Source organism: Isoptericola sp. NPDC055063, from assembly GCF_053608125.1.
On sequence record NZ_JBSGUW010000003.1, the window covers coordinates 307,158 to 327,218 of the forward strand.

Annotated in this window: 21 protein-coding genes; 18 read left to right on the forward strand and 3 right to left on the reverse strand. The window is 74.6% G+C overall.

What is annotated here, in order from left to right; all coding sequences use genetic code 11:
• Positions 1-28: 28 nt before the first annotated feature.
• From ACWF41_RS05430 to ACWF41_RS05475, 10 genes are all read left to right on the forward strand, one after another.
• Positions 29-1,324, forward strand: a complete 1,296-nt coding sequence (locus ACWF41_RS05430) for an ABC transporter substrate-binding protein (protein ID WP_380346756.1) — start codon at positions 29-31, stop codon at positions 1,322-1,324.
• Between the two features lie 63 nt (positions 1,325-1,387).
• Positions 1,388-2,338 carry a carbohydrate ABC transporter permease gene (locus ACWF41_RS05435; RefSeq protein ID WP_380327123.1) on the forward strand — a complete coding sequence of 317 codons (951 nt, stop codon included), beginning with the start codon at positions 1,388-1,390 and terminating at the stop codon, positions 2,336-2,338.
• Positions 2,335-3,162 (forward strand): carbohydrate ABC transporter permease, encoded by an 828-nt coding sequence (locus ACWF41_RS05440; RefSeq protein ID WP_380327120.1) that lies wholly within the window; start codon positions 2,335-2,337, stop codon positions 3,160-3,162. Before ACWF41_RS05435 ends, ACWF41_RS05440 begins: the two co-directional genes overlap by 4 nt.
• Entirely contained in the window at positions 3,163-4,425 is a 1,263-nt protein-coding gene (locus ACWF41_RS05445) for an amidohydrolase family protein (RefSeq protein ID WP_380346754.1), read from the forward strand.
• Positions 4,422-5,687, forward strand: a complete 1,266-nt coding sequence (locus tag ACWF41_RS05450) for an MFS transporter (protein WP_380322923.1) — start codon at positions 4,422-4,424, stop codon at positions 5,685-5,687. The genes ACWF41_RS05445 and ACWF41_RS05450 overlap by 4 nt, the downstream gene beginning before the upstream one ends.
• On the forward strand, positions 5,684-6,889 hold the full coding sequence (locus ACWF41_RS05455; RefSeq protein WP_380322926.1) for an enolase C-terminal domain-like protein: 1,206 nt from the start codon (positions 5,684-5,686) through the stop codon (positions 6,887-6,889). Before ACWF41_RS05450 ends, ACWF41_RS05455 begins: the two co-directional genes overlap by 4 nt.
• Positions 6,886-7,857 (forward strand): NAD(P)-dependent oxidoreductase, encoded by a 972-nt coding sequence (locus tag ACWF41_RS05460; protein WP_380322929.1) that lies wholly within the window; start codon positions 6,886-6,888, stop codon positions 7,855-7,857. Before ACWF41_RS05455 ends, ACWF41_RS05460 begins: the two co-directional genes overlap by 4 nt.
• 58 nt (positions 7,858-7,915) lie before the next feature.
• A complete protein-coding gene (fgd, locus tag ACWF41_RS05465) occupies positions 7,916-8,932 on the forward strand; it encodes a glucose-6-phosphate dehydrogenase (coenzyme-F420) (protein WP_380322932.1) in 1,017 nt (338 codons plus the stop codon).
• Positions 8,932-10,131 carry an XdhC family protein gene (locus ACWF41_RS05470; protein WP_380322935.1) on the forward strand — a complete coding sequence of 400 codons (1,200 nt, stop codon included), beginning with the start codon at positions 8,932-8,934 and terminating at the stop codon, positions 10,129-10,131. The genes fgd and ACWF41_RS05470 overlap by 1 nt, the downstream gene beginning before the upstream one ends.
• 152 nt (positions 10,132-10,283) lie before the next feature.
• Positions 10,284-10,928, forward strand: a complete 645-nt coding sequence (locus ACWF41_RS05475) for a hypothetical protein (protein ID WP_380322938.1) — start codon at positions 10,284-10,286, stop codon at positions 10,926-10,928.
• 41 nt (positions 10,929-10,969) lie between these two features.
• Here ACWF41_RS05475 and ACWF41_RS05480 read toward each other — a convergent pair whose 3' ends face one another.
• Positions 10,970-11,752: a GTP pyrophosphokinase gene (locus tag ACWF41_RS05480; protein ID WP_380322941.1), complete on the reverse strand. Its 783-nt coding sequence runs from the start codon at positions 11,750-11,752 to the stop codon at positions 10,970-10,972.
• A 160-nt stretch (positions 11,753-11,912) separates the two neighbouring features.
• Between ACWF41_RS05480 and ACWF41_RS05485 the strand changes: the two genes are divergently transcribed.
• The 3 genes from ACWF41_RS05485 to ACWF41_RS05495 all read left to right on the forward strand — a co-directional run bounded on the left by ACWF41_RS05485 (position 11,913) and on the right by ACWF41_RS05495 (position 13,456).
• The gene (locus ACWF41_RS05485) at positions 11,913-12,350 is read left to right on the forward strand and encodes a thioredoxin family protein (protein ID WP_380322944.1); all 438 of its coding nucleotides are present in this window, start codon (positions 11,913-11,915) and stop codon (positions 12,348-12,350) included.
• A 94-nt stretch (positions 12,351-12,444) separates the two neighbouring features.
• Complete coding sequence (locus ACWF41_RS05490; protein ID WP_380322947.1) at positions 12,445-12,927, forward strand: DUF4395 domain-containing protein; 483 nt, start codon at positions 12,445-12,447, stop codon at positions 12,925-12,927.
• Between the two features lie 10 nt (positions 12,928-12,937).
• A complete protein-coding gene (locus tag ACWF41_RS05495; protein ID WP_380322950.1) occupies positions 12,938-13,456 on the forward strand; it encodes a gamma carbonic anhydrase family protein in 519 nt (172 codons plus the stop codon).
• Positions 13,457-13,483: 27 nt separating this feature from the next.
• On the opposite strand, the gene ACWF41_RS05500 is transcribed toward ACWF41_RS05495, so the two are convergent.
• Positions 13,484-14,227 carry a GNAT family N-acetyltransferase gene (locus tag ACWF41_RS05500; RefSeq protein ID WP_380322952.1) on the reverse strand — a complete coding sequence of 248 codons (744 nt, stop codon included), beginning with the start codon at positions 14,225-14,227 and terminating at the stop codon, positions 13,484-13,486.
• Between the two features lie 211 nt (positions 14,228-14,438).
• Positions 14,439-15,053, reverse strand: coding sequence for a DoxX family protein (locus ACWF41_RS05505; protein ID WP_380322955.1), 615 nt, complete (start codon positions 15,051-15,053; stop codon positions 14,439-14,441).
• A gap of 134 nt (positions 15,054-15,187) precedes the next feature.
• Between ACWF41_RS05505 and ACWF41_RS05510 the strand changes: the two genes are divergently transcribed.
• The 5 genes from ACWF41_RS05510 to ACWF41_RS05530 all read left to right on the forward strand — a co-directional run bounded on the left by ACWF41_RS05510 (position 15,188) and on the right by ACWF41_RS05530 (position 19,964).
• Positions 15,188-15,607, forward strand: coding sequence for a pyrophosphohydrolase domain-containing protein (locus ACWF41_RS05510; protein WP_380346752.1), 420 nt, complete (start codon positions 15,188-15,190; stop codon positions 15,605-15,607).
• Between the two features lie 172 nt (positions 15,608-15,779).
• The gene (locus tag ACWF41_RS05515; protein ID WP_380346750.1) at positions 15,780-16,820 is read left to right on the forward strand and encodes a LacI family DNA-binding transcriptional regulator; all 1,041 of its coding nucleotides are present in this window, start codon (positions 15,780-15,782) and stop codon (positions 16,818-16,820) included.
• Positions 16,817-17,797, forward strand: coding sequence for a carbohydrate ABC transporter permease (locus ACWF41_RS05520; protein ID WP_380322961.1), 981 nt, complete (start codon positions 16,817-16,819; stop codon positions 17,795-17,797). Before ACWF41_RS05515 ends, ACWF41_RS05520 begins: the two co-directional genes overlap by 4 nt.
• Positions 17,798-17,801: 4 nt before the next feature.
• Positions 17,802-18,629: a carbohydrate ABC transporter permease gene (locus ACWF41_RS05525; protein ID WP_380322964.1), complete on the forward strand. Its 828-nt coding sequence runs from the start codon at positions 17,802-17,804 to the stop codon at positions 18,627-18,629.
• A 54-nt stretch (positions 18,630-18,683) separates the two neighbouring features.
• The gene (locus tag ACWF41_RS05530; RefSeq protein WP_380322967.1) at positions 18,684-19,964 is read left to right on the forward strand and encodes an ABC transporter substrate-binding protein; all 1,281 of its coding nucleotides are present in this window, start codon (positions 18,684-18,686) and stop codon (positions 19,962-19,964) included.
• Positions 19,965-20,061 lie beyond the last annotated feature (97 nt).

Sequence of the window (20,061 nt, forward strand, 5' to 3'; positions counted from 1 at the left end):
GACCTCGATGAAGAGACAAGGAACCGACATGGCTGCACGTACTCCCTCCCTCACCCGGCGTCAGATGCTCGCCCTCACCGGCGGGCTCTCGGCGGGGTTCGTCCTGTCCGCGTGCGGCACGGGCACCGGTGGCGGCGCGGCGCCGACCGGCGGCTCGTCCGGCGGCGGGGGCGGCACCCTCGAGCTGTGGGCCAACGCCGCGACGGCCGGCGACACCGGCTCGCCCCTGCACCAGGCCGCCGAGGCCTTCGGCAAGGCGAACGGCGTCACGATCAACATCCAGGGCATCCCGACCGAGGACCTCGTGCCCAAGCTGACCACCACGAGCAGCGGCGGCGAGGGGCCCGACGTCGCGATCGTGGACGTCTCCTCGGTGCCGCAGCTCGCGGCGGCGCAGGTGCTGGCCGACGTCACGTCCCAGAGCAAGGAGGTGGCCGACGCCTTCGGCACCGAGCTGCTCGCAGGCGCCGGCTACGACGGCAAGCAGTACGGCCTGCCGTACACGACCAACAACGTGGCGCTCTACTACAACAAGGGCATGCTCTCGAAGGCCGGGATCGAGGTCCCGACCACGTGGGACGACCTGCGCTCCGCGGCCGTCGAGCTCACCGGCGGTGACCAGTACGGCTACATGATGGGCGCCTCGGGCTTCGGGTCGTTCCTGTTCTGGCCGTGGCTGTGGCAGAACGGCGGCGAGATCCTCAGCGACGACCTCACGAAGGCGACGTTCGCCGACGGCCCGGGCATGGAGGCCTGGGAGTTCTACGCGAACCTCGCGGTCAAGGACAAGGTGGCGCCGCAGGAGTTCGTCGCCGCGAACTCGTCGTGGGACCAGTACGTGGCGCCGTTCGTCCAGGGCAGGGTCGCGATGATGGCGATCGGCCCCTGGGGCACCGGGCCGATCACGGACGGCAACCCGGACCTCGACTGGGCGGCCGCGCCGCTGCCCGGCAGGACGGCGAAGGGGACGGTGCTCGGCGGCACCGCGGTCGGCGTCGGGGCCAACAGCGCCCACGCCGACGTCGCCTGGGACTTCGTCAGGTGGGTCACGGACTCGGCGCAGATGCCGTACATCCAGGACACCGGCAACATCCCCGCGCGCCTCGACGTCGTCGAGTCCGACTGGGCCGCCGAGGACCCGGTGCGGAAGGTCTTCATCGACCAGATCGCCGTCACCCGCGCCCGCCCGGCGCTGCCGAGCTGGGGCGACATCGAGTGGGGCGTCATGGCGGACGCGTGGGACTCCGTCATCCAGGGCCAGAAGGAGCCCGCCGCCGCTCTCACCGCCGCCGCGAAGGCGGCGGACGCGAAGCTCTCCAGCTAGTCCGGACCGACCGGCGGGGCGCCACCGTGGCGGCCCGCCGCAGGACACGAGCCAGGGACCACCATGTCAACCATCACCTCCACCCGCCCCGAGACCGCTCCCGCGGCTCCCGCGGCCCGGCGCCCCCGGCGGCGCCTCGCCCGGCGCCTCGAGCCGGTCGCGTACATCGCGCCCGCCTTCGTCGCGCTCGCGCTCATCGTGGGCTACCCGGTGTTCAACGCCATCGGCACGAGCTTCCTGCACGCCAACCTGACGCGGCCGGGGCAGGACACGTTCGCCGGGCTGGCGAACTACACCGACCTGTTCACGAGCGCCACGTTCTGGACGGTCACCGCGCGCACGCTCCTGTGGGCGGCGTCGGCGCTCGTCGTGCAGGTCGGGCTCGGCCTGGTCATCGCGACCACGCTGAACAAGCGCCTCGTCGCGCGGGGCGCGATCCGCACCACCCTGATCGTCCCGTGGGTCGTGCCCACGGTGCTCGTGGCCCTCATCTGGCGGTTCCTGCTGGACCCCGTCTCCGGCCCGATCAACGGCCTGCTGCGCAGCAGCGGCCTGCTGGAGAACCCGCCGATCTGGCTCGCCGACCCCACGTGGGCCATGCCCGTGCTGGTGCTGATCAGCGCGTGGAAGTGGACGCCGTTCACCGCGGTCATCCTCCTCGCCGGCATGCAGCAGATCCCCGGCGAGCAGTACGAGGCGGCGATGGTCGACGGCGCCAGCGCGTGGCAGCGGTTCCTCCACGTGACGATCCCCGGCATCCGCGCGTCGCTGGCGCTCGTCGCTCTCACGACGATCTCCGGCGCGATCAACAACTTCAACGGGATCTGGATGTTCACGCGCGGCGGCCCCGTCGGCGCCACCGAGATCCTCACCACCTACGCCTACAGGACGGCCTTCATGGAGTTCGACTTCGGCAAGGCGTCGGCCATCTCGGTCGTCATCTTCGCGATCATGATGGTCCTCGCCGTCACGTACTTCTACGTCGTCGAGGGCCGCAAGGGGGACCGGCGATGAGGCGCTCCCGCACCCGCGCGTCGGTCGGCGCGCACGTCGTGGCCACGGTCCTCGTGCTCGGCACGGTGCTGCCGTTCCTGTGGATGCTCGTGTCGTCGTTCAAGACGCCGGCGGAGCTCAACGGCGTCGACAAGCGGCTCCTGCCGTCGGCGCTGTTCCTCGGCAACTACGCCAGCCTGCTCGACACGAACTTCGTGACCTACTTCCGCAACTCCGTCGTGGTGGCGGCGGCGACCACGACGGTCGCCCTGCTGCTCGCGATCCTCGCCGGCTACGGCTTCGCGCGGTTCACGTTCGTGGGCAACCGGGGGATGCTGCTCATCGTCGTGGCGGCGCAGATGTTCCCCGCCGTGATGCTCGCGACGCCCCTGTTCGTCACAGTGAAGACCCTGGGGCTGCTCGACTCGCTCACCGGCCTCGTGGTCGTCTACGTCTCCTTCGCGCTGCCGTTCTGCATCTGGCTGATGCGCAACTACTTCCTGGCGGTGCCGGTCGAGACGGAGGAGGCCGCGCTCATCGACGGCTGCACCCGGTTCCGGGCCCTGTGGCGGGTGGTGCTGCCGCCGGCGCTGCCGGGCGTCATGGCCGCCGCCGTGTTCACGATCATCCAGGTGTGGGAGGAGTTCTTGTACGCGAACACGTTCATCGACACGGACGCCAAGCGGACGCTGTCGGTGGGCCTGAACTCCCTCATCGGCGAGTTCACGACCGACTGGGGGCGGCTGCTCGCCGCGGGCGTGCTCGTCATGATCCCGGTGCTGCTCGTGTTCGGGTACCTGCAGCGGTACGTCACCCAGATCGCCGGGGGCGGGGTGAAGGGCTGAATGTCCGCCCAGATCCTGCGCGGCGCGCGCCTGGCCGGCGGCGAGGTCGTGGACGTCCGGCTCGACGGCGCCGTGGTGGCCGCCGTCGAGCCGGCGGGCGGCCCGCCCCGACCCGGTGACGCCGGCCTGCCGGAGACCGACCTGACCGGCTACCTGCTGTGCGGGGCGTTCGTCGAACCGCACACCCACCTCGACAAGGCGTTCACCGCGGACCGTGTCACCGGCGCGGACGGCACCCTGCGCGGCGCCATGGAGCGCTACGGCGCGGTGCTGGCGGACATGGACGAGGAGGACGTGCACCGTCGCGCCGCCCGGGCCCTGGGGCTCCTGGTGGCGCACGGCGCGACGGCCGTGCGCACCCACGTCGGCTGCGGGAGGCTGCTCGGGGTGCGGGCCGTGCGCGCCCTCGCGCGGCTGCGCCACGAGCTGGCCGACGTCGTCGACCTCCAGGTCGTCGCGCACGTCGGCGGGCCCGGGCCGGGCGAGACGTGGCGCACCCACCGGACGCGCCTGGTCGACGCTCTCGACGCCGGGGCCGACGTCGTGGGCGGCAACCCGTCGATCGAGCAGGACCCGGTGGCCGCGATGGAGGAGTGCGTCGGCGTCGCCGTCGAGCGCGGCGTCCCGGTGGACCTGCACGTCGACGAGACCACCGACCCGGCCGTGCTCACGCTGCGCCACCTCGCGCGCCTCGCCGCCGGGGCGGGCGTGCCGGTCACGGCGAGCCACTGCGTGTCGCTCGGCCAGCAGGATGCCGGGCTCGCGGCCGAGGTGGCGGCCGAGGTGGCGGCGGCAGGCGTGCGCGTGGTCGCCCTGCCGGCCACCAACCTGTACCTCCAGGGCCGCGGGGCCGTGCCCCGGACCCGTGGCCTCACGGCGCTCGACGCGCTGCGGGACGCCGGAGTGCGGGTCGCCGCCGGGGGCGACAACGTCCGCGACCCGTTCAACCCCGCCGGGAGGCTGGACCCGCTGGAGACGGCCTCGCTCGCGGTGACCGCCGGGCACCAGCCGCCGCGGGTCGCCTGGGACCTGGTCGGCCCGGACGCCCGGGACGTCCTCGGCCTGCCGCCGGCCGGCCCCGTGCCCGGGGCGCGGGCGGACCTCGTGGCCGTGCGGGCGGGCTCCCTGGAGGACGCCCTCGCGCTCGCCCCCGCCGACCGGAGGGTGTGGCGCGCAGGCCGGCTCGTGTCCCGGACGCTCGTCGAGCGCCACGGGCCCCTCGCGGGCCTCGTGACCGGGCTGACCCCGGAGGCGGTCCGATGAGCGTCGCCGCCGCGCCCCGCGCCGGCTCCCTGTGGCGGGTTCGCCAGATCCGGGCCGTGTTCGTCCTGAGCTTCGCCGGTCTCACCAGCTTCTCGGTGACCCTGGCGGCGCTGCCCGCCTGGGCCCGGCAGCTCGGGCACCCCGAGGGGGTCGTCGGGACCATCACGGGCGTGATGCTCGCCGCCACCGTGGTCACCCAGCTCCTGACCGCGGGCCTCCTGCGCCGGTGGAGCGTGCGGACGCTGCTCGTGGCGGGCTCGTTGCTGCTCGGCCTCCCGACGCCGCTGTACCTGCTCGCGCACGACCTCTGGGCCTTCTACGCGCTCTCCGCGGTGCGGGGCGTCGGCTTCGCCGTCGTCACGGTGGTCGCGGCGCTCGCGATCCCGCGCGCCGCGCCGCCCGAACGCCGCGGTGAGGCGATCGGGCTCTTCGGCCTGTCCGCGGCCGTGCCGATGATGGTCGGGATCTCCGGCGGCGCCGCGCTCACCCTCGGCGGCTCGTTCGCCGCCGTCGCGGTGCTCGGAGCGCTGCCGGTGGTCGCGCTGGTCTTGGTGCCCGGGGTGCCTGCCGAGATCGTGGGGACGACCGGCTCGACCGCGATCACGCGCGTCCTGTCGACGCTCGCGCTGCCCGCCGGTCTCCTGCTGGTGACCACGGCCGCCGGCGGCGGGCTCGTCACGCTCCTGCCGCTGCAGCGCCCCGACGGGTCCGTCGCGGCCGCGGCCCTGCTCGCGTTCGGGGCCGTGGGCATGGTGACGCGGTGGAAGGTGGGTCCGGTGCTCGACCGGGCCGGACCCCGCGTGGTGCTGCCCGTGCTCGTGGCGTGCGGGGTCGCGGGCCTGGCCGTCGTGGCCGCGGGCCTCGCCGGGACGGCGGGGGTGCTCGTCGCCGGGGCCGCGCTGTTCGGCGTCGCTTACGGCGGCCTCCAGACGGTGACGCTCGACCTGAGCTACCGCGCCGTCCCCGACCGCGACGCGCCCGCCGCGAGCGCCGTCTGGAACGCGGCTTTCGACGCCGGCACCGGCGCGGGCTCGGCGATGCTGGGCTTCGTGGGCGGCACCGCCTGGGGCGGCGCGGGGGCGCTGGTGGCCGGGGCGGTCGCCGTGGCGCTCGTGGGCGCGGCCGCCGCGCTCACGGCGCGCCGCGCGCCCGCCCGCGGTGGGGCCCACGACCTGGTGGCAGAGGACACGACCGCCCGCACGACCGACCGCACGACCGACCGCACGACCGACCGCACTGCCGACCCGGAGGGGACCGCATGAGGATCACCGACGTCACGTGCGTGGAGTACGTGGGCCACGTCGACGCGCCGGAGCCGATCTTCGCCGACCGGCTGCGTCGCCCCACCGACGTCTACCCGGAGCTGCGCGCGCAGGGGCCGCAGGTGTTCCCCGAGGTGACGCCCGGAGTGGCCGAGGTGCGCTCGGTGTTCCTGCACGTCGACACCGACACGGGGCTGCGGGGCAGCACCGCGCAGCTCTCGCCCGAGCAGGCCTTCATCGTGACCAGCGTGCTGCGGCCGCTGCTGCTGGGCGCGGACCCGCTGGCGACCGAGCGGCTGTGGGACGTGCTGTACCGCTCGGCGATCCACGGCCGCGCGGGCGCCGGGATGACGGCGCTGTCCGCCGTCGACTGCGCGTTGTGGGACCTCCGCGCCCAGCACCTCGGCGTCCCGGCGCACGTGCTGCTCGGCGGGCCCACGCGGGACGCGGTGCCCGCGTACGCCTCGACGCTCGGGGACAGCCTGGAGCCGGCGGCCGTCGCGGCGCGCACCCGCGAGCTCGTGGCCCGCGGCTTCCGCGGGCTGAAGTGGTTCCCGCGCTGGGGGCCCGAGGACGGCGCGGCGGGGGTGGACCGCGTGGTCGAGCTGGTCGGCACCGTGCGCGACGCGGCCGGGCCGGGTGTCGCGATCATGCTCGACGCGTGGAGCGGGTGGGACGTGCCCTTCACCCTGGACGTCGCACTGGCCACCCGGGACCTCGGCGTGGCGTGGATCGAGGAGCCGCTGCTGGCCGACCAGGCCGAGGGCTACCGGGCGCTGCGGCGCCGCCTGCCCGACGGCGTGCGGATCGCGGGCGGCGAGCACGAGTACACCCGGTGGGGCTACCGGGAGCTCCTCGCGGCGGACGTGCTCGACCTGTACCAGCCCGACCCGCACTGGGCCGGCGGGATCTCCGAGCTGACCAAGGTCATGGCGCTCGTCAGCGCGGCCGGCGCCCAGCTCGTGCCGCACGGGCAGTCGCTCCAGTGCAACGCCGCCCTGACCTTCGCGGCGTCCCCGGCGCTCGTCCCGCAGATGGAGTACCTCACGCGGCTCATGCCGATGTACCAGCACTTCCTCGCCGAGGCGATCGTGCCCGCCGACGGGGCGATCCACGCCCCGACGGGCCCGGGTCTGGGCATGGCGGTGGACCCCGCGAAGGTCGTGGCGACGCGGGTGCTCGGGGGCGGGGGAGCCGCGTGAGTGCCGTCCTGCTGTGCCTGTCGGACTACCCGCGCGACCTCGTCGAGGGCTGGGTCGCCGGCGCGGACGTCGAGGTGGTCCTCGCCCCGGGCGGCGCGGGCGTGCCCGACCTGCCCGGCGCGCTGGCCCGCGCCGACGTGGTGGTCGGCGACGCCGCGCGCCGGGTCCCGCTCGACGCCGCCGCCCTCGCGGGCATGGGCCGGTGCCGGCTGGTCGTCCACCCCGCCGTCGGGCTGGACGGCGTCGTCGACCTCGACGCCGCCCGCGCCCGCGGGATCCGCGTCGTCAACGCGCCCGGGTACAACGCCGACGCGGTCGCCGACTGGGCGCTGATGGCCATGCTCCTGCTGCTGCGCGACGGCGTCGCCGCCGACCGCGACCTGCGCGCCCGTGGCTGGCACCCGAGGCCGCTGGGCCGGGAGCTCGGGGCGCTGACGGTCGGGATCGTCGGCTACGGCGCGATCGGCCGGGCCGTGCACCGCCGGCTCCGCGGGTTCGGCGCCCGGGTGGTCGTGACCAGCGGGCACCCCACCGACGACGTCGCCGCCGCGGGCGGGACGCAGACGGACCTCCCCACGCTGCTCGAGGGGTCCGACGTCGTCACCCTGCACGCCCCCCTGACCGCCGCCACGCGTCACCTGCTGGACGCGCCCCGCCTGGCCGCCATGCGGCCCGGCAGCGTGCTCGTGAACGCCGCCCGCGGCGAGCTCGTGGACGAGGCGGCCCTCGTCGCCGCGCTGCGCGCGGGCCGACCGGCCGCCGCCGCGCTCGACGTGTTCGCCACCGAGCCGTTGTTGCCGGACAGCCCGCTGCTCGCGCTGGACAACGCGTACCTCTCGCCGCACGTGGCCGCCGGCACCGTGCAGGCGCGCGAGCGCGTGCGGGCCCTCGTGGGGCAGGCCGTCCGCGCGGCGCTCGCGGACGCGGGCGCCCCCGCCCCGCGACCCCACCCGCCCGCGCGGGCCTGACCGGCCCGCGCACGTCACGTCACGTGACGTGACGTGGAAACGTTCGAGGAAGGACACCATGCTGCAGCTCGGCTACAAGGCGTCGGCGGAGCAGTTCTCGCCGCGCGACCTGCTCGCCTCCACCGTCCTGGCCGAGGAGGCCGGGTTCGACTCCGTCTTCGTCAGCGACCACCTGCAGCCCTGGCGGCACACCGGCGGGCACGCGCCCGCAGCCCTGCCGTGGCTGGGCGCCGCCGCGGCGAGCACGTCCCGCGTGCGGCTGGGCACGAGCGTGCTCACCCCCACGCTGCGCTACCACCCCGGCGTGGTGGCCCAGGCGTTCGCCACGCTCGGCTGCCTCGCGCCCGGTCGCGTCATCCTCGGCGTCGGCTCGGGGGAGTCCCTCAACGAGGCGCCGCTCGGGCTGCCGTGGCCCGACGGCAAGGAGCGGTACGCCCGGTTCCGGGAGGCGATCTCCCTCATCCAGGCGCTGTGGGCCGGGGAGCGGGTCACGATCGACGGCACGTACTACAGCGCCCGCGACGCGACGATCTACGACCGCCCGGACACGCCCGTGCCGCTCTACGTCGCCGCGTCGGGGCCGTCCGCCACCCGCCTGGCGGGGCGCGTCGGCGACGGCTTCATCTGCACCAGCGGCAAGGGGCGCGAGCTGTACACCGAGACGCTGCTCCCGGCCCTCGCCGAGGGCGCCGCGAAGGGCGGGCGCACGCTCGCCGACCTCGACCTCATGATCGAGATGAAGGTCTCCTACGACCCGGACCTCGACCGGGCGCGGCAGGCCACCCGGGCGTGGGGTGCGTTGGCCCTGACCCCGGAGGAGAAGGTCGGCGTCGAGGACCCGGTCGAGATGGAGCGGCTGGCCGACGCGCTGCCCGTGGAGCGCACCGCGAGCCGGTGGATCGTGTCCGACGACCCGGACGAGCACGTCGAGCGCATCTGGTCGTACGTCGAGATGGGCTTCACCCACCTCGTCTTCCACGACCCGCGCGCCGACCAGCAGGCGTTCCTCGAGCGGTACGCCGAGGAGATCCTGCCGCGCCTGCGGGCCCGGGAGCGGGAGCGGCAGGAGGCCTGATGGATCCCGTCCTCGACGCCGTGCTCGCCGGGTCGTCCACCGGGTCGTCCACCGGGTCGTCCACCGGGTCGTCCACCGGGTCGTCCACCGCGCCGTTCGCGCTCGCGACGGTCGTGGCGACGTGGAGCTCGGCTCCCCGCGGCCCGGGCGCCCGCATGCTGGTGCGCGCGGACGGGACCGCCGTCGGGTCGCTCACCGGCGGGTGCGTGGAGGCCGACGTCCACGCCCGCGCCCTCGAGGTGCTGGGCGACGGCGTGCCCCAGCTCGTGCGCTACGGCGTGAGCGACGACGTCGCGGGCGCGGTCGGCCTGACCTGCGGCGGCACCGTCGAGATCCTCGTGCAGCGGGTGGACGACGCGGCGGCGCTGCGGGCGTTCGCGCGCCGCGTCGCGCACGGGGACCCGGCGGCCCTCGCGACGGTGGTCGCGCACGACGGCGGCGTCCCCGGGGCCTCCGTCGCCGTTGGTCCCGCCGGGGTGGTCGCGGGCCGGACCGGGTCGGCGCGGCTCGACGACGCCCTCGCGCACGACGCCGCCGCGCTCGTCGCGGCCGGCCGCACCGGGGAGTTGACGTACGGGCCCGACGGCAGCCGCCAGGGCGTGGGCATGCGCGTGCTGGTCGACGTCGCCGCACCCCCGCCGCGGATGATCGTCGCGGGCGTCACGGACTTCGCGGCCGCCGTCACCTCCCTGGCGGTCTTCCTGGGCTACCGGGTCACGCTGTGCGACGCGCGCCCCGCGTTCGCCACCCGTGAGCGGTTCCCGGACGCGCACGAGATCGTCGTGGACCGGCCGGACCGGTACCTGGCCGCGGAGCTCGCGGCCGGCCGGGCGGACGGGCGCACCGCCGTCCTCGTCCTCACGCACGACCCGAAGTTCGACGAGCCGCTGCTCGAGGTCGCGCTCGGCGCCGACCTCGCCTTCGTGGGCGCGATGGGGTCGCGCCGCACGCACGCCGACCGGCTGGACCGGTTGCGGGACCGGGGCGTGCCCGCGGAGGCGCTGGCCCGGCTGCGCTCGCCCGTCGGTCTCGACCTCGGCGGGCGCAGCCCCCGCGAGACCGCGCTGTCCGTGCTCGCCGAGGTGGTCGCCGTCCGCGCCCGCGGCACCGGTGCACCGCTCACGGCGACGGCCGGGCCGCTGCACCACGACCGCCGCCCCGACGAGGTGGCGCACCGCGGGTACTCCCGCCGGCCCTGACCCCCCCTGCCCTGACCCCCTGCCCTGACCGCTGCCCCGGTCCGTCGCCCGGGGTCGGCCGGGCCCCGTCCCGCGAGCCCCGCGGCGCGGACGTACGCTCTCGACGCCGGGAGGCGCCCGGCGAGCCCGGCCTCGACGTGGGGTGGTGCGCGATGGGGACCAGCACGCAGGGCACCCGCGAGCGCCGCCTGCGCCGCGAGGCGTGGGGCTTCGCCGCGGGGTCGGTGTGCTTCCTCGTCGGCGCGCTGCCCGCCTACGCGGCGTGGGCGGGCCCGGTCGGCACGGGCATCACGTTCGTGGTGGGGGCGGTGCTGTTCACCGCGGCGGCGGTGGTGCAGCTCGCGCTGAGCGGCCGCCGTCCGCCCGGCCCCGGGGCGGTGGTGGCGGACCGATGGGACTGGTGGTCGGCGGCGGTGCAGCTGCTCGGCACGCTGCTGTTCAACGTGAGCACCACCGTGGCGCTGACCGCCGCCGTGGTGGACCCGGGCGACGTGGGCGCGGGGTGGCGGCCGGACGCCTACGGCTCGGCCGCGTTCCTCGTGTCGAGCGCGCTGGCGCTGGTCGCGACGGCGGACCGGGGGCGGCTGTGGGACACGGACGCCCGGACCTGGCACGGCACCTGGCTGAACATGGCGGGCTCGGTCGCCTTCGCCGCCTCAGCCGTCGGCGCCTACGTCGCGCCGGGCACCGACGCCGACCTCAGCCCGTGGTGGTCGACGGTGGGGACGCTGGTCGGCGCGGCCTGCTTCCTCGTCGCGGCGCTCCTGTCCCGGCGGGCGGTCGAGGCGGCGCCCTGACCGGGTCGCTCGGGGTCCGTCGCCGGCTCGGTGTCGCCGGCTCAGTCGTCGCGGGCCGAGCGCATCGCGATGCCCTCGGCGCGGGCCGCGCCCCAGAAGTTGTGGAACAGCTCCTCGGGGGTGAGTCGGTCGTCGCGGTGCTCGACGGGATCGGCCTCGCCGGCGATCGCCTTGACCTCCTCGTGGATGCGCTCCATGGAGCTGTCGAGGGAGGAGGCGACGTCGGCGGCGAGCTTGAGCGAGTCGGTGAGGTGGCGCGGCACGTCGCGCGCGTACTTGTAGTAGATCTTGTGCTCGAGGCTCGCCCAGAAGTCCATCGCGATGGTGCGCAGCTGGATCTCGACGACGACGTCCTCCACCCGGTCGGACAGGTAGACCGGCACCTGCACGATGAGGTGCAGCGACTTGTACCCGTTCGCCTTGGGATGGGCGATGTAGTCGCGCTCCTCCAGGATCGTGAGGTCGGTCTGGCCGACGATCATGTCGCGCACCTTGTAGATGTCGGAGACGAAGCTGCAGGTGACGCGGACGCCTGCGACGTCGAACATCTGCCCGCGGACGCCCTCGGGCGTGAGCGGGATGCCCTTGCGGCGGCACTTCGCCACGATCGACTCGAACGACTTCAGGCGCGAGCTCACGTGCTCCACGGGGTTGTAGTTCTGCATGTGGCGGAACTCGTCGCGCAGGATCGAGATCTTGGTCATGACCTCGTCGATGCCGAACTTGTAGGTGAGCACGAGCCGGCGCAGCTGGTCCACGAGCTCGCGGATCTCGGCGGCGTCGGGGGACAGGTGCGGGGGTTCGTGCTCGGCGTACGTGCTCACGACGTCCACGGTAGACGGCCCGCACGTCCCCGCGTGCCTGCGCCGGGCGGCCTCCGCAGCACCTCCCCGAACGGTGTCCGGCATCCGGCCACTCGTTGTCCGCGGGGTGAGAGGCGAGGAGGATGGGCGTGCACCGTACCGCCGGAGTCGAGGGGGGACCATGACCACCCAGTTCGTCGTCCTGGTCGCGCTCGTGCTGCTCACCGTCGTGCTCGGCACGCTGTGGCGCGCACGGCAGGGCCGGGTCCGCACCGCTCCCGCGCGCGCCGACCTCGCGGTCGACTGGGCCGCGCGGGGCGTCGTCCTGGGGGAGCGCGCGACGTTCGTCCAGCTCTCGGCGCAGGTCTGCGCCCCCTGCCGGGCCACCGCCCGCGTGCTGCGCGACGTCGCCGCGCGGGAGCCGGGGGTGGTGCACCACGAGCTCGACGTCGAGGAGCACCTCGACCTGGTGCGCGAGCTCGGGGTCCTGAAGACCCCCACCGTCCTCGTGCTCGACGCGACGGGCGCGCAGGCCGCGCGCAGCAGCGGCGGCATGAACCCCGCCCAGGCCGGCCGGGCCCTGGAGGCGGCGCTGCCCGCCCCGGCCGCCCGCGCCTGACGGGCACGCCGCGCCCGCCGACTGCCGCCCGACGCCCGACGCCCGACGAGGACCGTCCACCGCACCTCTCGGCCCCACCATCGCAGGAGCACCCATGAGCCACGAGACCTCCGCCCCGCCGGCCCCGGCCGGCATCGACCCCCGCGGCCCGCGCGTGGGCGCCGGCATCACCGCCTTCCTGCTCGCGGTCGTGGTGCTCCTGGGCGCGACGACGGCCGGCCTCGTGCTGCTCGCCGTCGTCGCGGCGGGCTTCGCCCTGGGCGCGGTGCGCGGTGCCCAGGGCACGGTGCAGGGCTGGCTCTTCCGCACGCTCGTGCGCCCGCGGCTCGCGCCGCCCGAGGAGCTGGAGGACCCGCGGCCGCCGCGGTTCGCGCAGCTCGTCGGCCTGGTCGTGACCGGCGTGGGCGTCGTCCTCGGGCTCGCCGGCGTGCTGACCGCCGTTCCGTGGGCAGCGGGCGTCGCCTTCGTCGCTGCCGCGCTCAACGCCGTCGTCGGGCTGTGCCTGGGGTGTGAGCTGTATCTCCTGGGCCTGCGCCTGCGGCCGGCCACCCGGACCGCGGACCGCGCGCCCCGGTAGGGTCCGAGGCATGGTGACGGTGCTCCCCTTCGACGGCCACACTCCCGAGATCCACCCCACGGCGTGGGTCGCCCCGACGGCGACGATCGTCGGCAACGTCCGCATCGAGGCGCGCGCCAGCGTGTTCTACGGTGCGGTGCTGCGCGGCGACATGGACGCGATCGTGCTCGGCGAGGGGTCCAACATCCAGGACAACTGCGTGGTGCACACCGACACCGGCGTGCCCGCGACGATCGGCGCGGGCGTGGGCGTCGGGCACGGCGCCATCATCCACGGCGCCACCGTGGGCGACGGCAGTCTCATCGGCATGGGCGCCACCCTGCTCAACGACGCCGTCGTCGGCGCGGGGGCGCTCGTGGCCGCCGGCGCCCTCGTGCGCGAGGGGCAGGAGATCCCCGCCGGGCACCTGGCCGTCGGCGTGCCCGCCAAGGACCGCGGCCCGCTCGACGCCGAGGGCGCCGAGCGGGTGCGCCGCAACGCGATCGAGTACCAGGAGCTGGCCGAGCGGCACCGGCGCTCGGTGGGCTGACGCGCCCGATGTGCTGACGGCGGGCGCTCAGGCCTCCGGCGTGCGCACCGTCCCGAAGATGGTGTGGCCGCGCAGCCGGAACCCGAGGTTCTCGTAGAGCCGGATGGCGTTCGTGTTGTTCCCCGCCGCGTGCAGCATCGGCCGGGCGCCGCGCTCGCGGACGTGGTGGGCGACGTCGAGCACCAGCCGGGTCGCGAGGCCCTGGCCGCGGTGGTCGGGGTCGGTCGTCACGGCGCTGATCTCGGTCCAGCCGTCCGGCTGGAGCCGCTCGCCCGCCATCGCGACGAGCCGCCCCTCCCGGCGGACGCCCACGTAGCGCCCCATGAGGTACGTGCGGGGCAGGAACGGGCCGGGGCGCGAGCGCTCCACCAGGGCGAGCATGTCGGGCACGTCGTCGGCGCCGAGCACCACGGCCTCGTCGTCGGGGCGCGCCCGCAGCCGGGCCGTGTCGACGAGCTGGACGCCCTCGTGGAGGGCGACCCGCTCCCAGCCCGCGGGCAGCGCGACCGTGGCCGGCGGCGTCGGGAACTCGGCGCCGTGGCCCACGACGTCGACGATCGCGTCCCAGACGCCGGGGTCGTCCCACGACCGCACGGCGGCGAACGGGGAGACGTCGGCGGGGTAGCGCAGCACCAGGTCGTTCCCCTCGGCCAGGTGCGCGTGCGCCCCGGTGAGCGACGACCAGCGCGGGTTGTCGAGGACGGCCTCGGACGCGTCGGGCCCCGATGACGGGGTCGGGGTCGCGTCCGGCGGGGTGGTCGTGGTGGTCATGGGTCCTCCTGTCGGCCGTCGCAGCCTAAGCGTCGGCCCTCCGCGGGAGGGCGCGCTTTTCGCTCTCGGCGTGCTGTGACGTGCGCCCGGCGCGACGGGCCCCCGGTCCGGGGTGGGCCGGGGGCCAGGTCGCTCGTCGCGCGTGGTCGTCGCGCGTGGTCGTCGCGCGTGGTCGTCGCTCGTGGTCGTCGCTCGTCGAGGATCGTGCCGGTCAGGCGTCGAGCCGCAGCCGCGCGCCGAGGGCGACGGCGGCGACGACGGTCGCGCCGGCCACCAGGACGACGTCCTTCAGCACGTACTGGCCGAGGAGCGTCATGCCGTGGCCGAACAGCTCGTCGCCGAAGAGGGCGACGGGGGACAGGATGCCGACCATCGCGACGGCGAGGACGACCAGGCCCGTCCGCAGCAGGCGGCCGGACAGGAGCGTCAGGCCGATGAAGGTCTCCATGACGGCCGTCAGCAGCACGGCGGCCGTGGCGGGCACCAGCCCGAACGTGAGGGTCTCCACCGTGCGGGCGGCGATCTCCTCGGCGGGGCTGGCACCGGGGAAGAACTTCAGGGCGCCGAAGCCGAGGAAGACGAGCCCGAGGGCGACGCGCAGGGCGGGGACCGACCATCGGGTCAGGAACCGGGCCAGCGCGGTCACCGCGAGATCGGCGCGCAGCGCGATCCGCTCGGCGAGGCGGCGAGGGGCCCGGGTGGACGGGCGGGGCGGCGTCGTGCGCGGTCGCCAGGGCGTGGCCGCGGGGGCGGCGGGGGCGGGGTTGTCCTGGGACGGCGGGACCGTGCCGGTGGCGGTGCGGTGCGCCGGGGTGGAGACGGACATCGTGGTGCTCACTTCCGGGGAGGGGTCACGGCCGGGTGTGGCCGCCCCAGGAGAGAGGTCCCGTCGTGCGGGGCGATGCGGGGGGCGGGGCGTTTTCGCCCGGTCCTCACCCGGGGGCCCGCTAGCGTCGGACCATGGATCACGAGCCGATGCGGCGGGTCGCCGAGTTCCGCGAGACGTTCGACCTGGAGACCGACGCCGCGCGCCCGGAGCTGGCGACCCACCGCCGGGCGCTGCTGGACGAGGAGGCCGCCGAGGCGGCCGAGGCCCTCACCGAGCTCGCGGCGACGCTGGCCGCCGGCGAGGACGCGGACGCCGCCTACCGGGCCGTGGCCAAGGAGCTCGCCGACGTCCTGTACGTCACGTACGGCGCCGCGGACGCGCTGGGAATCGACCTGCCCGCGGTCTTCGTCGAGGTGCACCGGTCCAACATGAGCAAGGTCGACGACGATGGTCGGGTGCTGCGCCGGGCCGACGGCAAGGTCCTCAAGGGGCCCGGCTACCGGCCACCGTCGCTCGAGGGTCTCGTCGCGGCGCCCCGGGAGCGTCCCTGACCTGAACCACCTCGGGCGGCGCTCCCGGGGCGCGCGACGCCGTCCCGGCGCCTTGACACCTGCGCGGCGCGGGTGTCACAGTGGCGCTCATCCGGAAACGTTTCCAGCGATGCCGCGGAGACGGATCTGGAAACGTTTCCAATCGCCGTTCGACGCTGAAGGTGGAGCGACAGTGACGTCATCACGCGCCACGTTGATCGAGGTGGCCCGGCACGCCGGGGTCTCCCTCGCGTCGACGTCGCGGGCACTGCACGGCACCGGGGCCAGCCCGGCCATGGTGGAGCGCGTGCGCGCCGCCGCCGACGAGCTCGGCTACAGCCCTGACGTGACCGGCCGGTCGCTGCGGATGCGCAAGACCTTCCAGGTCGCGTTCGCCGTCGCCGACATCGGCAACCCGGTGTACGTCGAGATGCTCGCCGCCATCCACGAGGTCCTGGCGCCGCACGGCTACCGGGTCGTGGTCATGTCCACGGGGGACACGGCGGGCGCCACCGCCGAGCTCGTGCGCAGCCTCGGGGGCGGGTTCGTCGACGCCCTGGTCGTGAGCCCGCTGCGCGCCGACGACGCCCTCGCCGAGGAGATCCGGCGGGCCCCGGTCCCGGTGGTCGTCATCGGCCGCGCGCTCGACGCCGCCGGCGACTCCGTCTCGACCGACTCCGCGGGCGGCATCGGCCTCGCCGTCGACCACCTGGTCGCCGCCGGCCGTCGCCGGATCGGCTTCCTCAACGGCCCCCTGGACACCACGCCGGGCACGGCGCGCCAGCGCGGCTTCGACGCCGCGACGGGCGCGGGCGGCTTCCCGGCCGAGCGCGTCGCCGTCGAGGTCGCCGACGACTTCACCGTCGCCGCGGGGCTGCGCGCCGCGCGCACCCTGCTGGCGCCCGCCGCCGACGGGACGCGCCTGGACGCCGTCGTCGCCGCGAACGACCTGCTCGCCATCGGCGCGGTCCGCGCCGCCCGCGAGGCCGGGCTCGCCGTCCCGGGCGACGTCGCGGTCACCGGCATGGACGACACCGAGCTCGGCCGCGTCTACGAGCCCACCCTGACGAGCGTCTCGCTCGGCACCGCGGAGCGCGGGGCCGCCGCCGCGCGCGCCGTGCTCGCCCGCCTCGAGGACGACGAGGCCACCGCCCAGCACGTCGTGATCGGCCCGCGCCTGCTGGTGCGCGAGTCGTCCGGCGTCGCCACCACCCCCGAGGAGGGCACGCGATGAGCGCCCCGACCACGCCGACCGCGCCCGCGGCCGGCCCCTCGAGCCGGTCCTCCGCGCGGGGCCCGCAGCAGGTCCGCCGCCGCGGCGGGCTGGAGCGAGGCCGCCGCCGCGAGGCCGCCGCCCTGGTGATGCCGTCGCTCCTGCCGATCCTGGTGCTCAGCGTCGCGCCGCTCGTCATGGGCATCGCGCTGGCCTTCACCGACGCGCGGCTCGTGCGCCACCCGGACTACGAGTTCGTGGGCGTCGACAACTTCGTGCGCCTGGCGGGCAACTCGTTCTTCTGGGACTCGTTCCGCATCGGCCTGATCTGGGCCGTGTCCGTGACGCTGCTGCAGCTCGTGCTCGCCCTCGGGCTCGCGCAGCTGCTCAACTCCGGCCTGCGGCTCCAGGGCCTCACGCGCGTGCTCGCGCTGATCCCGTGGGCGATGCCGCCGGTCGTCGTGGCGATCATGTGGAAGATGATCTACTCGCCCAACGCGGGGCCGCTCAACGCGTTCCTCGGGGCGCTGGGCCTGCCGGACGACATCAACTGGCTGGCGGACTTCTCCACCGCGCTGCCCGCCGTCATCGTCGTGGGCGTGTGGGTCGGCATGCCGCAGACCACGGTCACGCTGCTCGCCGGCCTCCAGCAGATCCCCGACGAGCTGCACGAGGCCGCGTCCATGGACGGCGCGGGCGCCTGGCGCCGGTTCACCGCCGTCACGTGGCCGAGCCTGCGGCCCATCGTCGCGTCGATCACGTCGCTGAACTTCATCTGGAACTTCAACTCGTTCTCGCTGGTCTACGTCCTCACCGAGGGCGGGCCCGGCGGCCGCACGATGCTGCCGATGCTGTTCACCTACCTCGAGGCGTTCAAGAACCGGAACATCGGGTACGCCGCCGCGATGGGCGTCGTCCTCGTCGTGGTCGTGGTCCTGCTCCTCGCCGTCTACCTGCGGTCGCAGTTCCGCGACGACCGCGCCGTGAAGAAGGGCTGAGCCGATGCGCGTCCTCGTCCGCCCCGCCCAGTACGTGGCGCTGGCCTGCTACATCGTCTTCCTCGGCTTCCCGCTGCTGTGGCTGATCTCGGCCTCGGTGAAGTCGTCCGCCGAGCTCAACTCGCTCACCGTGAGCCTGCTGCCCTCGCAGTGGCACTGGGAGAACTACGCCCAGGCGCTGGCGCGGCAGGGGCTGGTCCACTCCGCGGTGAACAGCGTCATGGTGGCGCTCGCCTCGACCGCGCTCGTCATCCTCATCGCGATGCCGGCGGCCTACGTGCTCGCCCGCCTCAAGGGCGCGATCCGGGTGGCCGGCGTCGGGTGGATCCTCGTGAGCCAGGTGTTCCCGGTGATCCTCATCATCCTGCCGCTGTTCCTCATCCTGCGGACCATGAACCTCACGGACAGCCTGGTAGGGCTCACGCTGGTGCACACCACGTACACGCTGCCGTTCGCGCTGTGGATGCTGCAGGGCTACGTGGCCGGCATCCCCACCGAGCTCGAGGAGGCCGGCTCCATGGACGGCGCCAGCCGCCTGTCCGTGCTCCGCCGGATCGTGTTCCCGCTGCTCGCTCCCGGGATCGTCGCCACAGCGATGTTCAGCTTCGTCTCCTCCTGGAACGAGTTCTTCTTCGCCCTGGTCCTGCTCCAGTCGCCGGAGAACTACACGCTGCCGATCACGCTCACGTCGTTCATCGGCGGCGAGGGCAAGGTCGCGCTCGGGCCGCTGGCGGCCGGGTCGTTCCTCGCGGCCATCCCGAGCATCGTCTTCTTCTCGATCATGCAGAAGAAGCTCACCGGCGGGCTCATGGCCGGCGCCGTCAAGGGCTGACGACCCGCCCTCCTGTTCTTCCGCACCCCTGACGACCACCCGAAAGGAAGTCCCATGAAGACTCGTGGAGTGTCCATCGCCGCATGCCTCACGGTCAGCGCCCTGGCCCTCGCCGCGTGCAGCGGCGGTGGCGGCGACGACGGCGGTGACGGCCCCGTGACCCTGAAGTTCCAGTCGCTGTCCGACCAGCCGGCCGCCATCGCGGCGACCAAGAAGATCGTCGACGAGTGGAACACCGACCACCCCGACGTGCAGGTCCAGATCGTGCCGGCGGGGTGGGACGGCGTCTACGACAAGCTCATCACCCAGTTCAACGGCGGTGCCGCGCCCGACATCATCCACTACGAGGCCGCGAGCATCGTGCCGTTCGCCCGCGACGGCTACCTCGCCGACCTCTCGGAGTACATGTCCGACGAGCGCAAGGCCGACATCCCCGAGGGCGTGCTGTCCTCGGTGACGGTCGACGACCAGGTCGTGGCCTACCCGACCGAGCTGCAGTCCTACATGGTCTTCGCGAACAAGAAGCTCCTGCAGGACGCGGGCGTCGAGATCCCGACCGGCGACACCATGACGTGGGACCAGCTGCGCGACATCGCCAAGGCGACCACGAAGGGCAAGACCTACGGCCTCGGCTGGGGCCTGTCGAGCCCGACCGCCGCGTTCATGACGCTGGCGCCGGCCTTCGGCGGCCAGTACTTCACCGGCACGGGCACCGACGCGAAGATCACGATCGGCGACGGCGAGATGGCCGTGCCCGAGCTGGTGGACGCGATGGCGCACCAGGACAAGTCGATCCTCCCGGTCACCCTGACGCAGTCGGGCTCCGAGGCGATCGCGTCGTTCTACGCCGGTCAGACGGCGATGACGGTGCAGGGCTCCTACCAGGCCGCGAACATCGCCAAGGACGCTCCGAAGGACCTCGACTGGGTGGTGCTGCCGCCGCTCGCCGGGCCGGAGGGCGCCGGGCAGGCCGCGAACCCGCAGACCCTGTCCGTCAACGTCGACTCGGAGCACGTCGAGGACTCGGCCCAGTTCATCGAGTTCTTCACCGAGCCGGACAACCTGGCCGCCCTCAACGAGGCGGACGCGCTGATCCCGGCGACGACGTCGGCCCAGAAGGTCATGGCCGACAAGCTCGGCGACGAGAACGGCTGGAGCACCATCCTGGCCTCGGGCCAGCACTTCGTCTCCGCGCCGTACCTGTTCGTCGACGCGTACGCGCAGTGGAAGGACACCGTGGCCACGCCGGCCTACCAGCGGTTCCTGGCGCAGGAGACGGACGCCGACGAGCTGTCCGCGCAGCTCACCGACGGCTGGGACGAGATCACGAAGTGACGGTCGTGGGGGGGGGGGGGGGGGCGCGCTAGCCACCCCCCCCCCGCGTGGGGGGGCCGCCCCACCCCCCCCGTCCAAAAAGCAGGAGGGAAGAAAA

What these genes read in the sequence shown, in the direction of transcription:
- ACWF41_RS05470 (WP_380322935.1), top strand. Translation starts at nt 8,932, where the DNA reads ATGGATCCCGTCCTCGACGCCGTGCTCGCCGGGTCGTCCACCGGGTCG.
- fgd (WP_380322932.1), top strand. Translation starts at nt 7,916, where the DNA reads ATGCTGCAGCTCGGCTACAAGGCGTCGGCGGAGCAGTTCTCGCCGCGC.
- ACWF41_RS05500 (WP_380322952.1), bottom strand. Translation starts at nt 14,227, where the DNA reads ATGACCACCACGACCACCCCGCCGGACGCGACCCCGACCCCGTCATCG.
- ACWF41_RS05445 (WP_380346754.1), top strand. Translation starts at nt 3,163, where the DNA reads ATGTCCGCCCAGATCCTGCGCGGCGCGCGCCTGGCCGGCGGCGAGGTC.
- ACWF41_RS05510 (WP_380346752.1), top strand. Translation starts at nt 15,188, where the DNA reads ATGGATCACGAGCCGATGCGGCGGGTCGCCGAGTTCCGCGAGACGTTC.
- ACWF41_RS05440 (WP_380327120.1), top strand. Translation starts at nt 2,335, where the DNA reads ATGAGGCGCTCCCGCACCCGCGCGTCGGTCGGCGCGCACGTCGTGGCC.
- ACWF41_RS05505 (WP_380322955.1), bottom strand. Translation starts at nt 15,053, where the DNA reads ATGTCCGTCTCCACCCCGGCGCACCGCACCGCCACCGGCACGGTCCCG.
- ACWF41_RS05530 (WP_380322967.1), top strand. Translation starts at nt 18,684, where the DNA reads ATGAAGACTCGTGGAGTGTCCATCGCCGCATGCCTCACGGTCAGCGCC.
- ACWF41_RS05450 (WP_380322923.1), top strand. Translation starts at nt 4,422, where the DNA reads ATGAGCGTCGCCGCCGCGCCCCGCGCCGGCTCCCTGTGGCGGGTTCGC.
- ACWF41_RS05435 (WP_380327123.1), top strand. Translation starts at nt 1,388, where the DNA reads ATGTCAACCATCACCTCCACCCGCCCCGAGACCGCTCCCGCGGCTCCC.
- ACWF41_RS05525 (WP_380322964.1), top strand. Translation starts at nt 17,802, where the DNA reads ATGCGCGTCCTCGTCCGCCCCGCCCAGTACGTGGCGCTGGCCTGCTAC.
- ACWF41_RS05475 (WP_380322938.1), top strand. Translation starts at nt 10,284, where the DNA reads ATGGGGACCAGCACGCAGGGCACCCGCGAGCGCCGCCTGCGCCGCGAG.
- ACWF41_RS05495 (WP_380322950.1), top strand. Translation starts at nt 12,938, where the DNA reads ATGGTGACGGTGCTCCCCTTCGACGGCCACACTCCCGAGATCCACCCC.
- ACWF41_RS05520 (WP_380322961.1), top strand. Translation starts at nt 16,817, where the DNA reads ATGAGCGCCCCGACCACGCCGACCGCGCCCGCGGCCGGCCCCTCGAGC.
- ACWF41_RS05455 (WP_380322926.1), top strand. Translation starts at nt 5,684, where the DNA reads ATGAGGATCACCGACGTCACGTGCGTGGAGTACGTGGGCCACGTCGAC.
- ACWF41_RS05485 (WP_380322944.1), top strand. Translation starts at nt 11,913, where the DNA reads ATGACCACCCAGTTCGTCGTCCTGGTCGCGCTCGTGCTGCTCACCGTC.
- ACWF41_RS05430 (WP_380346756.1), top strand. Translation starts at nt 29, where the DNA reads ATGGCTGCACGTACTCCCTCCCTCACCCGGCGTCAGATGCTCGCCCTC.
- ACWF41_RS05490 (WP_380322947.1), top strand. Translation starts at nt 12,445, where the DNA reads ATGAGCCACGAGACCTCCGCCCCGCCGGCCCCGGCCGGCATCGACCCC.